General features: G+C 75.3%; 10 protein-coding genes. 7 read left to right on the plus strand and 3 right to left on the minus strand.

The genetic code is table 11. From position 1 onward, the window contains the following. Positions 1-41: 41 nt before the first annotated feature. Complete coding sequence (locus ACH4OA_RS21270; protein ID WP_397970174.1) at positions 42-839, minus strand: SAM-dependent methyltransferase; 798 nt, start codon at positions 837-839, stop codon at positions 42-44. 184 nt (positions 840-1,023) lie between these two features. Between ACH4OA_RS21270 and ACH4OA_RS21275 the strand changes: the two genes are divergently transcribed. The 5 genes from ACH4OA_RS21275 (at position 1,024) to ACH4OA_RS21295 (ending at position 6,209) form a co-directional block, all read left to right on the plus strand. Next, positions 1,024-1,590 (plus strand): GNAT family N-acetyltransferase, encoded by a 567-nt coding sequence (locus ACH4OA_RS21275; RefSeq protein ID WP_397943003.1) that lies wholly within the window; start codon positions 1,024-1,026, stop codon positions 1,588-1,590. Positions 1,591-1,625: 35 nt separating this feature from the next. After that, the gene (locus ACH4OA_RS21280; protein ID WP_397970176.1) at positions 1,626-2,282 is read left to right on the plus strand and encodes a hypothetical protein; all 657 of its coding nucleotides are present in this window, start codon (positions 1,626-1,628) and stop codon (positions 2,280-2,282) included. 181 nt (positions 2,283-2,463) lie between these two features. After that, the gene (locus ACH4OA_RS21285; protein WP_397943006.1) at positions 2,464-2,652 is read left to right on the plus strand and encodes a hypothetical protein; all 189 of its coding nucleotides are present in this window, start codon (positions 2,464-2,466) and stop codon (positions 2,650-2,652) included. 227 nt (positions 2,653-2,879) lie between these two features. Next, positions 2,880-5,921 (plus strand): AAA family ATPase, encoded by a 3,042-nt coding sequence (locus ACH4OA_RS21290; protein ID WP_397970177.1) that lies wholly within the window; start codon positions 2,880-2,882, stop codon positions 5,919-5,921. A gap of 36 nt (positions 5,922-5,957) precedes the next feature. Next, complete coding sequence (locus ACH4OA_RS21295; RefSeq protein ID WP_397970179.1) at positions 5,958-6,209, plus strand: DUF6191 domain-containing protein; 252 nt, start codon at positions 5,958-5,960, stop codon at positions 6,207-6,209. Positions 6,210-6,588: 379 nt separating this feature from the next. On the opposite strand, the gene ACH4OA_RS21300 is transcribed toward ACH4OA_RS21295, so the two are convergent. Both ACH4OA_RS21300 and ACH4OA_RS21305 read right to left on the minus strand, forming a co-directional pair. Next, positions 6,589-7,761, minus strand: a complete 1,173-nt coding sequence (locus tag ACH4OA_RS21300; protein WP_397970181.1) for a PQQ-dependent sugar dehydrogenase — start codon at positions 7,759-7,761, stop codon at positions 6,589-6,591. Between the two features lie 114 nt (positions 7,762-7,875). Next, entirely contained in the window at positions 7,876-8,874 is a 999-nt protein-coding gene (locus tag ACH4OA_RS21305; RefSeq protein WP_397943011.1) for an aldo/keto reductase, read from the minus strand. Between the two features lie 75 nt (positions 8,875-8,949). On the opposite strand from ACH4OA_RS21305, the gene ACH4OA_RS21310 reads away from it, so the two are divergent. Together ACH4OA_RS21310 and ACH4OA_RS21315 are read left to right on the plus strand one after the other, a co-directional pair. Further along, complete coding sequence (locus ACH4OA_RS21310) at positions 8,950-9,927, plus strand: 2-hydroxyacid dehydrogenase (protein WP_397943013.1); 978 nt, start codon at positions 8,950-8,952, stop codon at positions 9,925-9,927. 377 nt (positions 9,928-10,304) lie between these two features. Next, positions 10,305-13,502: a putative bifunctional diguanylate cyclase/phosphodiesterase gene (locus ACH4OA_RS21315; RefSeq protein ID WP_397943014.1), complete on the plus strand. Its 3,198-nt coding sequence runs from the start codon at positions 10,305-10,307 to the stop codon at positions 13,500-13,502. Positions 13,503-13,540 lie beyond the last annotated feature (38 nt).

A 13,540-nucleotide genomic window follows, 5' to 3' on the forward strand; every position in this document is an offset into this window, starting at 1 on the left:
GCGTACGGCCCCGGAAGGCACGTCCTTCCGGGGCCGTACGGCTATGCCCGGCGGCCCACCACCCGGGCGAAGCCCAGCGTGCGTCCCCGGTCCGCGCGGAGCATCTCCACGGACCGGCCCGCCATGCGGACGTGCAGGTCGCTCGGGCTCTCGTCGGCGACCACCTCGCTCCACAGCAGCCAGTCGCGCCAGCCGTCCTCCAGCCAGTCGGCCGTCTCGACCGCCACGGCACCGCTGCGGGTCCAGTGGCGCCGCCACCAGCCGGTGGAGTGGAAGCACCAGAAGGCGGGCTCCCACCAGGGCTTCAGATGCTCGGGCGGCTCGCTGCCCGGCAGTTCCTCGCGCAGCGCGGGGACGACGACTCCGATGCGGCCGCCCGGTTTCAGCAGCCGGGTCAGCGTGGGCAGGTAGAGGTCGTCGGTGCCGAAGTACTGGTACGCGTCGACGGACACGATCGCGTCGAAGGAGCCCTCGGCGAACGGCAGGTCGTGCGCCTCGGCGGACACCGGCAGCACCCGGTCGGCCACCCCGGCCTCCGCGAGGCGTACGGCGTTCTCGTCGGGCGTGATCCACAGGTCGGCCGCGACGACCTGGACGCCGTACTCCCGGGCCAGGAAGACGGAGGTCATCGCCCGTCCGCAGCCGAGGTCGAGCACGCGCGCGTCCGGTGGCAGGTCCGCCAGGCCCAGCGCGGGGGCGAGCCACTCGAGCTGCCACAACGCGTGCGGGCCCATCTGGTTCTCGACGGCCCAGCGGGCGTCGTAGCCGTTGCTGCGGGGGTAGCGGGGATGGGTGACGCGCTGGGTGAGCGCGTCGGATGCGGTCGGTGTGTCGGTCACAAGCACCCATGCCTAGCAGCCGGGAACACCGCCCCGCACCCGGTTTTCCCGCCCGGAAGGCCGCGGGGTCGTACGCGCCGGAGTCCGCGGCGGCCGGGCGCCGCCGGCGGATGTGGTGATCACCCGTACCTTTGCTCTGCCGCCGGGCCCCGGCGGACGGACCGAGGGAAGGACGAGCGGCACGATGTACGCGATATCACTGGGTGCGGACGGCGCCGAACTGCGGCCCCTGGAGGTCTGGCACGCCGGCGAGCTGCTGGCCAACATCGACCGGGGACGGGAGTTCATCGGGCGGCACGTCGGCCTGGCCGAGGTGGTCGGCGATCTCGACGGCGCCCGCGCCTGGCTGAGGTCGTACGCCGACAAGCGCGCCGCCGACGCCGGCGGCCTGCACGGGATCTGGCTGGACGGGCGGCTGGTCGGCGGGCTGCTGTTCCGTGTCTGGGACACCGCGAGCGGGGTGTGCGAGGCCGGCTGCTGGCTGGAGCCGGCCGCGGCCGGCCGTGGGCTGGTCACCCGCGGTATGCGGCTGCTGTGCGACTGGGCCTTCGAGGAGCGCGGCATGCACCGGGTGGAGTGGCACGTGTCCTCCGCCAACGAGCCGAGCATCAACGTGGCCCGGCGGCTCGGCATGACCCGCGAGGGCGTGCTGCGCGAGAACTACCCGCACCGGGGCGTGCGCACCAGCACCGAGATCTGGGCGCTGCTGGCACCCGAGTGGCGTGCGGCACGCGCGCGTGCCGCACGTTAAGGGACCTCTCAGAGAGCGTCCGTACGGTGCCGGACATGGCAACGAAGACAGCGGGAGACGCCGCGGCGGGTTCCGGGACCGGCACCGGGACGCGCGAGGACGACGAGACGAAACCGACGACCGCCACTGGGGACGGCGCCGACGGGACCACGACCGCCACTGGGGACGGCGCCGACGGGACCACGACCGCCACTGGGGACGGCGCCGACGGGACCACGACCGCCAAGGACGCCGGGGTCGATGGGGTCGATGTGACCGGCGAGGACGGCGGGGCGCGGGACGCCGATTCCGAGGCGTCCTCCGGGGTCGGGCTGGGCGCGGGCGCCGTCGTCTCCGCCGCGCTGGGCCTGGTCTCGCTCAGCGGCAGTTGGATCGGCACCGTCGCCGCCGCCCGCGAGCAGCTCGTCGGCCAGCTGCGGACCTCCACCAGCGCGAGCGTCGGCACGCAGCTCAAGGAGGTCTACGGCGACTCCTGGCACACCACCGCCCTGTGGGCCGGCCTGTTCGCCCTGGCCGCGCTGGTCACCGGCGTGGTCGTGCTGGTCCGGCCCGCGTTCGGCGCACCCGGCCGGCCGCGGCCCGCCTGGATCAGGTCGGTCGCCTGGGCGGGCGTCAGCCTCGGCGTCGTCGGTCTGCTGCTGGCCGTGCTGAAGTACTCCGACGCGCTCCTGGGGCTGCCCTCCGCCGGCTGAGGTGCCTTAGGGCGTCCGCGCGCGCCGCACCGGCCGGTAAGGCCCTACTTACGCGCGGATGCCGGACGGCGGCGGCGGGAAGATGCGGAACCCTCCCGATGCGGCACACCCCTGGTGAAGACGAAAGTGGAGTCGTCGCGGAACGCGGCGCACACCCACCGAATCTCCCGGAGGAACCGCCATGTACAGCCTGGAACTGCACCAACTCCGCTCCGCCGAGCTGCGCCGCGAGGCCCAGCTGGAGCGCCTGGCCCGCGAGGCCGTCCGCTCCCGCCGCGCCGCGCGCCGCGAGCGAACCGGCGACGGTGCCCCGGCCGCCGAGTCGCATACCGCCGGCCCCCGCCGGCACGGCCGGCCCCGCACCGCGTGACGGCAGGGGTACGGAGCGGCCGGACGGGGGTCGGCCGCTCGGGGCCCGAGGGCCGTACGGCTTCCCGGCGGAGCCGTACGGCCCTTCCGCCGTCCCCGTCCGCCTCCGCGCCTTCGGCGGTGCCGTCGTCCGGGGCCGGACACGGCGGGACGAATCGGCCGAGCACCGGTACGACCATCACACCGGGGCTGTGGAAAACCAGTGCCGGGCCCTCCCGGCCTCGTGCGATGCTCGGGCCCGTGGAGAACAGGTCTGTCAGTCCCGTGTTCGTCGGCCGCGCCGCCGAGTTGGCCGTGCTGAGCGACGCGCTCGGCCGCGCCGGCGCCGCCGAGCCGCAGGCGCTGCTGCTCGGCGGCGAGGCGGGCGTGGGCAAGACCCGCCTCGTGGAGGAGTTCGCCACGGCCGCCGCCGGCCGTGGTGCCGTCGTCGCCGTCGGCGGCTGTGTGGAGATCGGCGCCGACGGGCTGCCGTTCGCGCCCTTCTCCGCCGCGCTGCGCGCCCTGCGCGACGCCCTGCCCGCGGAGTTCGCCGCCGCCGCGGCCGGCCAGGAGGAGGAACTGGCCCGGCTGCTGCCCGACCTCGGCGAGGCCCCGGCCGGCCGCCACGACGAACAGGGCATGGCCCGCCTGTTCGAACTCACCGCCCGGCTGCTGGAGCGGGTCGCCGCCGCCCACACCGTCGTCCTCGTCCTGGAGGACCTGCACTGGGCCGACGCCTCCACCCGCCACCTGCTCGCCTATCTGTTCCGCACGCTGCGCGCCGGCCGGCTGCTGGTGCTGGCGAGCTACCGCTCCGACGACATCCACCGCCGCCACCCGCTGCGCCCCCTGCTCGCCGAACTGGACCGGCTGCGCACCGTCCGCCGCATCGAACTCGATCGCTTCACCCGCGAGGAGGCCGGCCGCCAGATCGCCGGCATCCTCGCCGCCGAACCCGACCCCGCCCGAGTCGACGAGATCTACGCCCGCTCCGACGGCAACGCCTTCTTCATCGAGGAACTCGCCGTCGCCGACTGCCAGGGCAACTGCACCGGCCTCACCGACTCCCTGCGCGACGTGCTCCTCGTCCGGGTCGAGGCGCTGCCCGAGAGCGCCCAGCGGGTCGCCCGGATCGTCGCCGAGGGCGGCTCCACGGTGGAGTACCGGCTGATCGCCGCCGTGGCCGAACTGGCCGAGGACGACCTCATCGAGGCGCTGCGGGCCGCGGTCGGCGCCAACATCCTCACCGTCACCCGGGCCGGCGACGGCTACCGCTTCCGGCACTCCCTGGTCCGCGAGGCCGTCGCCGACGACCTGCTGCCCGGCGAGCGCTCCCGGCTCAACCGGCGCTACGCGGAGGCACTGGAGGCCGAACCCACGCTCGTCCCGGCCGACGCCCGGGTGATGCGCCTGGCCACCTACTGGTACCACGCCCACGATCCGGCCAAGGCCCTGCCCGCCGTCCTGGCCGCCGCCGTCGTCGCCCGCCGCCGGCACGCCTACACCGAGCAACTGGGCCTGCTGGAGCGGGCGATGGAGCTGTGGGACAGCGCCCCGCGCGAGGTGCGCGCCGCCCTGCGCCCCGTCGACTACGCGGAGGTCTATCCTCCGTGCGGCTGCGACCCGGCCACCACCCCGCTGCGCTTCCTCGACCTGATGGCCGAGGCGGCGGTGGCGGGCCGTTTCGGCGGGGAGCGCGAACGCGCCCTGAAGATCACCAAGCGGGCCCTGCGCCTGCTGGAGGAGGACCCGGACCCGCTGCGGGCCGCCTGGTTCTGGGTGCAGCGCTCCCGGCTGGTCCAGGCCCAGGCCCGCGGCGACGGCTGGCAGGAACTGGCCACCGCCCAGGAGCTGGTGCGCGGCCTGCCGCCGTCCGAGGTGCACGCCGAGGTGCTGGCGGTCGCCGCCAACTGGTCGATGCAGCACCGGCCCGGCCCCGAGGCCCTCGCCGCCGCCGAGCGGGCCGTGGAGTACGCCCGCATGGTGGGCGCCCGCGAGACCGAACTGCACGCCCTGCTCACCCTGGGCGGCCTGACCGTGGAGGCCGGCGACCCGGAGGCCGGGCTCGCGCAGATGCGGCAGGTCCTGCGGGACACCCTGGACGAGGGCGTGCACCCGGTGGCGGGCCGCGCCTATGTGAACCTGCCGTCCGCGCTGCGCGGCGTCGGCCGGGACCGGGAGGCCGTCCCGCTGCTGCGCGAGGGCATCGAGTTCTGCCGCCGGTACGGCCTGCTGGACTCCGGGGCCTGGGCCTGGGGCAACCTCTCCGACGCGCTGGACGCGCTCGGCCGGTGGGACGAGGCCGCCGAGGCCGCCACACACGCGGCCCAGGTCGGGCACAGCGCCAAGCCCCGGGCCGCCGGCGCCCTGCGCCTGGCCCATCTCGCCCTGGCCCGCGGCGACCTCGCCGAGGCCGGCCGGCAGCTCGCCGCCGCCCGCGCCTGGTACGGCACCCATGACCCGAGACCCCAGCAGTCCCTGCCGCTGGTCCGCATCACCCTCGGGGTCGCCGCCGCCGAAGGCCGGATCGCCGACGCCCGCGCGGCCCTGCTCCCGGCCCTGGACGCCGGGTTCCCGCCCGGCACCCACCGCCACGGCTGGCCGCTGCTGCTGGCCGCCGCCACCGCCGAGGCCGACGCCCGCACCCTGCCCGCCGCGCTGCCCGGCCGCACCGAGATGCTTGACCGGGTCTCGGCGGCCGTGCGGACCCTCACCGCCGACGTGCCCCTGTGGGAGGGCTACAGGGCGTGGACCCGGGCCGAACTGCTCCGCGCGACGGGCCGGGACACGGCCGGGACCTGGGCCCCGGTCGTCGCCGCCTTCGAGTGCCTGGACCGGCCCTACGACCTCGCCCGGGTCCGGCACCGGCTGGCCGCGGCGCTGCTGGCCGGGGGATGCGAGGAGGAACGCGACCGCGCGGTGGAACTGCTCCGGCTGGCCGCGGCGGTCGCCGACCAGCTGGGGGCCCGCCCGCTCGCCGACGCCGCCGCACAGCTCGCCCAGCGCGCCCGGCTGCCGCTGGGCCGCGGCTCCCGGCGGGCGCCGGCCGCCGACCCGGCCGCGGCGTTCGGCCTGACCAGCCGGGAGCGGGACGTCCTCGGCCTGGTCGCGGCCGGCCGCACCAACCGCCAGATAGCCGAGGAGCTGTTCATCTCGCCGAAGACCGCGAGCGTCCACGTCTCCAACATCCTGAGCAAGCTGGGCGTCTCGGGCCGGGGCGAGGCGGCGGCGGTGGCGCACCGGCTCGGCCTGTTCGTGGCCGGGACGCTCGCTGCCGAAACGCCCGGCTGAGACCTACGCTGGAGGAAACCGGCAGGAGGGGGAGCCGTGTTCAACGCCTTCGAGGACCTGTTCGCGCCCGGCCGTAAGCACACGCGGGACGAGCAGAACCGGCTGGAACTGACCCGTGAGGACGTCGGCGACACCGACCCGGGCCACGGCCCCATCGACCTCACCTCGGGCAAGGCGGTCATACGCCTACCGGACGCAAACCCGAACCCGGAACTGGCCCCGGACCCGGACGCGGTCCCGGTCCCGGAAGCGGACGCGGACGCGGCGGAGAGGGAGACGGCGCCGTAGCGGCCCCCGGCCGTCGGCGCGCGGGCACGGGGCCGCGGCGCCGAGCGCCGACCCCCCCGAGCGCCGACCCTCCGAGCGCCGACCCTCCGAGCGCCGACCCTCCGAGCGCCGACCCGGAGGCGGATGCGGACGGAGAGGGAGGCGGCGCCGTAGCGACTTCCGGCCGTCGGCGCGCGGGCGCGGGCCCGCCGCGCCGGGTGGATCGCGCCCGACCCGGATCTCCGGGCCTGGCCGTGCAGACGCCCGGGTCCCGGGCACGGCGGTGCAGGCGTCGGGTCCCGGGCCCGGCCCTGCCGGGCGGTCCGCGCCCGGCCCGGTCCTCCGGGCACGGCCGCGCAAGGCGCCGGGTCCCGGGCCCCGTCCTGCCGGTCCGTCCCGGTCAGCGCACCTGGACTTCCAGCAGTCGGTCGTCGCCCTCGTGTGGGGTGCCTCGGCCGTCTGTGTTGCTGGTGATCAGCCAGAGTCGGTCGCCGGCCGCCGGGGCCACCGTGCGCAGCCGGCCGTAGTCGCCGGTGAGGAACGCCTGCGGGGTGGCGGCGGCCGCCGTGCCGTTCAGCGGGACGCGCCACAGGCGCTCGCCCTTGAGAGCGGCCATCCAGATCACGCCGTTCACGAAGGCGATCCCGCTGGGCGAGGCGTCGTCGGTGTGCCACTGGGCCAGCGGATCGTGGAAGCGGGTGCCGGCGGACCGGCCCTCGGCCTCGGGCCAGCCGTAGTCGTCGCCCGGCTTGATCGCGTTCAGCTCGTCCCAGGTGTCCTGCCCGAACTCCGAGGCGAACAGCCGCTGCCGACCGTCCCAGGCCAGACCCTGGACGTTGCGGTGGCCGGTGGAGTAGACGACGGAGCCGGGGAACGGGTTGCCGGGCGCCGGTTCGCCCTCCGGGGTCATGCGCAGGATCTTGCCGCCCAGCGACGCGCGGTCCTGCGCCAGCCCCCGTCGGCCGCTCTCCCCGGTGCCCGCGTACAGCATGCCGTCCGGGCCGAACGCGATCCGGCCGCCGTTGTGGATGGTGCCCTTGGGAATGCCCTTGAACACGGTGTCGGGAGCGTCCAGTCGGTCACCGGCCGGCCGGCGTTCGTCGTAGCGCATCCGGACGATGCGGTTGTCGGAGGCCGAGGTGAAGTAGGCGTAGATCATGTGGTCCGAGGCGTAGCCGGGGGAGAGGGCGATGCCCAGCAGTCCGCCCTCACCGGCCGGCGCGACCCCGGGGACCGTGCCCAGTTCGGTCTTCCGGCCGGTCTTCGCCTCGATCCGGGTGACGGTGCCCTCGTCCCGGGAGGAGACCAGCAGGTCGCCGCCGGGCAGCGGAGCCAGCCCCCAGGGAGTCTTCAGCCCCTCGGCCACCGTGCGCAGCACCCGCGCCGAGCCCTTGGCCGGAGGAGCCGGCGCGGACGGCACGGACGGCGCGGTCCCCGCCGAGGAGGCGCCGCCCGGCGCCGTGGCGGCCGGTGCCCGGCCCGGCCCGTCCCCCGCGCCCGAGGAGCAGCCCGCCGTCAGCAGCAGGGCGGTCGCGGCCAGCACGGCCGGTGCGGTTCGGCGTCGCACGATCACGGTCCCTTCGAGGCGGCGGCCCACGGCGGGCGCTTCGCCCTCATCCTCCGCCCCCGCCGCCGCGTCCCGCCTCCCCGGCGGCCGACGGCCCGAAACCGCCGACGGCCCGGAACCTCAGTCCCACGAACCCTGCGCCGCCGGCAGCCGCGCCACCTCCGCCAGGTCCCGCGCGGTCAGCCGCAGCCCGGCGGCCGCCGCGTTCTCCGCGGCCCAGCGCTCCCGCTTGGTGCCCGGCAGCGCGATCACATGACGGCCCTGCGCCAGCACCCAGGCCAGCGCCACCTGGGCCGGGGTGACCTGCTCGCCGTGGCGGCGGGCGACGCGCCTGAGGCCCGCGACGATCGGCTGGTTGGCCGCCATCATCTCGGCGGTGAACCGCGGGTGCCGGGCGCGCACGTCGTCCCGCTCGAAGCCCTCGCCCGGCGTCAGCGTGCCGGTCAGGAAGCCGTTGCCGAGCGGCATCGCCGCCAGGAAACCGACCCCGCGCGCCTCGCACCACGGCAGCAGCGCCCCCAGCGCCTCCGGGGACCACACCGACAGCTCCGCCTGCACCGCGCTCACCGGGAACACCTGCTGCACCCGCTGCAACTGGCGCAGCGTCGCGTCGTGCGGCCCGCCGCCCGAGCGGCGCCCGACGCGCGCTCCCAGCGCGCACAGGCCCAGCGCCCGCACCTTCCCGGCCCGCACCAGATCGGCCATCGCGCCCCAGGTCTCCTCGACGGGCACCTCGGGGTCGGCGCGGTGCAGCTGGTACAGGTCGATCACGTCCGTCTGGAGCCGGCGCAGCGAGGCGTCGCAGGCCCGCCGCACATAACCGGGGCGGCCGTTGGCCACGACGTGCTGCTCGCCCACCAGCAGCCCCACCTTCGTGGACACGAAGGCGTCCCGGCGCCGTTCCCTGAGCACCCGGCCCAGCAGCAGCTCGTTGGTGAACGGGCCGTACATGTCCGCGGTGTCGAGCAGATCGCAGCCGAGGTCCAGCGCCCGGTGCACGGTTCTGACGGACTCCTCGCCCCGCCGCCGCGATCCGCTGTACGCCCAGCTCATCGGCATGCATCCGAGTCCGACGGCCCCCACCGCGAGTCCCCCCGCGCCGATCGTCCTGCGCTCCACCTGCTCGTGAACCTCCCTCTGCCCGGCCCCCAACCTAACCTCTGCGCCCGCGCACGCCTGACATAGCCTCCTGGCATGAGCGCAGACGTCTGGCTTCCCTTGCCGCCCGAGGAGATCGAGGGGCTGCCCGCCGGGCCCCGCTATCTGTTCTGGGACGGAGGTGACCACGGCGACCAGCCGTTTCCCGGCGACCCGGCGGAGTGCGCCGTCTATGTGGTGCCGTACATGAAGCGGCTGTCGGTCCGGGTGGGGCCGCTGGCGCAGCTGACCGGCGTCCGGGTCGTCCAGACGCTCACCGCCGGCGTCGACGACATCACCGAACGGCTCTCCGCGCTCCCGCCGGGCGTACGGCTGTGCAACGCGCGGGGCGTGCACGAGACGAGCACGGCCGAGCTGGCGCTCACCCTGACCCTCGCCGCGCTGCGCGGTCTCCCGGGCTTCGTCCGCGCCCAGCAGCGGGAACGCTGGGAGAGCGCCTTCCGTCCGTCCCTCGCCGACCGCAACGTCCTGATCGTCGGCTACGGCTCCATCGGTGCCGCCATCGAGGACCGGCTCGCGCCCTTCGAGGTCGCGCGGGTGGCGCGCGTCGCACGCTCCCGGCGCACGACGGCGCGCGGTCCCGTGCACCCGATCACCGATGTGCTCTCACTGCTTCCGGACGCGGACGTCGTGATCCTCTGCACCCCGCTCACGGAGGCCACGAAGGGCCTCGTCGACGCGGAGTTCCTGGCCAGGATGCGGGACGGCGCGCTCCTGGTGAACGTCGCGCGCGGTCCCGTCGTCGACACCGGCGCCCTCCTCGCCGAGCTGGAGCGCGGCCGGATCCTGGCGGCCCTGGACGTGACCGATCCCGAGCCGCTGCCCGCCGGCCACCCGCTGTGGCAGGCGCCCGGCGTGCTGATCACCCCCCATGTCGGCGGCCCCTCCTCGGCCTTCCTGCCGCGCGCCAAGCGGCTGATCGCGGACCAGTTGACCCGCTATGTGAACCGCGAGCCGCTGCGGAACGTGATCCTCACCACCGGGTCCGACGCGGCGGGAGCAAACGGGCGGTAGCCCGCTTCCGGCACCCTCCGCGACCTTTCGGACGCGGCCTGTACCCGCATACCCGCTGGTCGTCACGGAGCGTAGAGACGCTATGTCCCTGAGTGACGATCCTGGTGTATCGTCCCCGACAGGGGCTGCGCCGCTGACCGTTCGGCGCTGGGGATGGACATTTCGTATTCGTGAGGGGGGCGACGGGCGATGCACGGCCTATGGACGAACGATCCGACGCGGCGGAGCCGCCGACGGCGACCCTGGCGCACGGCCACGCGCAGGCGCGGCCGGTACACCAGCCAGCACCAGCGCAGGACCGGCGGGCGTCGCCGGCACGCGTATCCGGCGCAGCGGGACCGCCGGGACCCGGGAGCGGCACGCACCGGGAGGCCCCGGTGAGCGCTTCGACCTCGATGACGACCACCCTCGACGACGCGGTGCGCGCGCCGCACCCGCACGACGAGGCACCGCCGCCCCGCCGGCCGGCCGCCGGTGAGAACCGGCGCCTGGCGGAGCAGCTCGCGCTGGCCGTGGTCTGCGCGGCCTACGCCGCCGGCGCCGCGTTCGGCTGGGGCACGGAGCAGGTCGCGGACGCCATGGGCGACTTCGGCCTGAGCGCGGCAGCGGCCACCGCCGCGGTCTCCTGCTTCCTGTACGCCCGCGGCACGCGCGTCCGCTTCCGCTCCGCCTGGCTGCTGTTCGCCCTGTCGGCGGCGATGACGGCCCTCGGCAACGCGGTCTGGGGGTGGTACGAGGTGGTCCTGGACGCCGACGTGCCCAGCCCCAGTTACGCCGACCTGTTCTTCCTGTGCTTCGCGCCGCCCGCCATCGTCGGCCTGCTGGTCCTCGCCAAGCGGCCGGTGAGCAGGGCGGGCTGGATCTGCCTCGCGCTGGACGCCTGGCTGATCGGCGGCTCGCTGCTCACCCTGTCGTGGAGCCTCGCGCTCGCCCAGGCGGCCCGGATCGACGGGTCGAGCGTGGCCCACGCCGCGCTGTCGCTGGCGTACCCGCTGCTCGACATCGCGCTGGTCAGCATGGTCCTCGCGCTGCACTTCCGGCGCGCTCCGGGCAACCGCACGGCGGTGAACACCGCGATCGGCGCGCTCGCGCTGACCGTGATGTGCGACGCCCTGTTCACCTCGCCGCTGCTGCACAGCAGCTACCGCTCCGGCCGGTTGCTGGACGCGGGCTGGTTCGCCGGTTCGCTGCTGCTCGCCTACGCCCCCTGGGCCGCGCCCCGGCGGCAGGGCGTGCCCCGGACCCCCGCGGCCGAGCGGCACACACGCGTGGTCCACGAACACGTACCGGGTCAGCGCGGCCCGGACCGGCACGGCACCGACCGGTACAGCCCGGACCGGCATGGCACCGACCGACACGGCCCGGACCAGCACGCCCCAGGCCAAAGGCACACCGGCCAGGGCTACACCGACCAGGGCTACACCGGCCAAGGGAACAACAGCCAGAGCAACAACGGCCACGGGCACACCGGCCAGGGGATCAACGGCCAAGGCAACAACGGCCACGCGCACACCGGCCGGTGGCACACGGCCCGGCAGAGCGCCGCCGGCCGGTGGCACGCCGCCCACCAGCCCGTGTCCCCGCTGCCCGGACCGGGCGGCGAGCCCGGCCGGTACCCGGCGGACCGGCCGCTCACCGGCTCCCTCGCCGCCCTCACGCCGTACCTGGCCGCGGCGGTGTGCACCCTCGGCATCCTGTACAACGTCCTCAACGGCCGCAGGCCGGACCACGTCGTGCTGATCACCGCGGGCGCCGTGGTGCTGGCGCTCGTGATCCGGCAGGGGATCATGCTGCTGGACAACATCACCCTCACCCAGGAGCTGGCGCAGAAGGAGAACCACTTCCGCTCCCTGGTGCAGGGCTCCAGCGACGTCATCATGATCGCCGCGCCGAACGGCATCCTCCGGTACGTCTCGCCGGCCGCCGCCGGGGTGTACGGCCGGCCCGCCGAGGAACTGGTGGGCAGTGAACTGGCCGGGCTGATCCACCCGGAGGACCTGGGCTGCGTGGTGCACGAGGTGCGCCGCTTCCTCGCCGCGAACCCGCTGGAGGAGCCCACCACGCGCATCGAATGCCGCTTCCGCTCCGGCGACGGCGGCTGGCTCAACGTGGAGTCGACCGTCAACCGCCACCAGGGCGGCCTGATCTTCAACAGCCGGGACGTCACCGAACGGGTCCGCCTCCAGGCGCAGTTGCAGCACAACGCCGAGCACGACCCGCTGACCGACCTGCCCAACCGGGCGCTGTTCACCCGGCGGGTGCAGCAGGCCCTGTCCGGCCGCCGGGCCACCGACCGGGGTGCCGTACTGCACGGCACGGCAGTGCTCTTCATCGACCTCGACGGCTTCAAGGCGGTCAACGACACGATCGGCCACCAGGCCGGGGACGAACTGCTCATCCAGGCCGCCCGCAGGCTCCAGGACGCGGTCCGCCAGGGCGACACCGCCTCCCGGCTGGGCGGCGACGAGTTCGCGGCCCTGATCGTCGGGGACGGCTCCCGGGACCGCGCGGCCCGGGAACGGAACATCCTGGAGCTGGCCGACCGCCTCCGGGTGACCCTCTCCCAGCCGTACGCCATCGACGGCAACGATGTCCGGGTCAACGCCTCCATCGGCGTCGCCTTCGCCGAACCGGGCCTCGGCGCGGGCGAGCTGCTGCGCAACGCCGACCTGGCGATGTACCGCGCGAAGTCGGCCGGAAAGGGCCGGGTCGAGCTGTACAAGCCGCAGATGCAGCAGGACGTCGTGCGCAAGGCGGAGCTGGCCACCCGGCTGCGCGCCGCGCTGCACGACGGCGAGTTCACCCTGCTGCACCAGCCGGTGGTGTCGCTGGCCGGCGGCCGGATCACCTCGGTGAGCGCCCAGGCGCGCTGGCGCTCCTCCCAGGGCGTGCTGTTCACCCCGGCCGAGTTCCTGCGGGTGGCCGAGGACGGTGACAAGACCGCCGAGCTGGACCGCTGGACCCTCCAGGAGGCCGTGGCGCAGGCGGCCGAGCGGGCCGCGGCCGGCGTCGCCGTCCCGGTGGCGGTCCGGGTGGGCGCCCGGCGGCTGCTGGACCGCTCCTCGCCGCTGGCCTCGGTGGAGGCGCTGCTGACCCGGCACGGGCTGCCGCCCGGGGCGCTGATCGTCGAGCTGTCCGACACCGATCCCCGGGTCCCGCTGGAGGAGCTGGAGCGGCGGCTGAACGCGCTGAGCCGGCTCGGCGTGCGGATCGCCCTGGACGGCTTCGGCAGCGGCTACGCGGCCATCACGGCGCTGCGGCGGCTGCCCGTGGACATCCTCAAGCTGGACCGCGGTCTGGTCGAGGGCGTGGTGGAGTCGGCGCGGCTGTACAAGATCACCAGTGGTCTGCTGCGGATCGCCGGCGATCTGGGCCTGCAGTCGGTGGCCGAGGGCGTCGACCTGCCCGAGCAGGTGGTCGCGCTGCGGGCGATGGGCTGCACCCACGGGCAGGGCATGGCGTTCGCCGGTCCACTGGACGAGTACCGGCTGCGCCGGGCGCTGGGATCCGGCCACTATCCGGTGCCGCATGCCCCGGCCGAACCCGCGTTCGCGGGCAGTGCGCGAGAGCCGTAGGGGGTGTACACCGGAAGTGTGCCCGCCGTGTTCGGAGG

It is taken from the genome of Streptomyces sp. NPDC017095 (genome assembly GCF_044332325.1).
GTDB lineage: Bacteria > Actinomycetota > Actinomycetes > Streptomycetales > Streptomycetaceae > Streptomyces.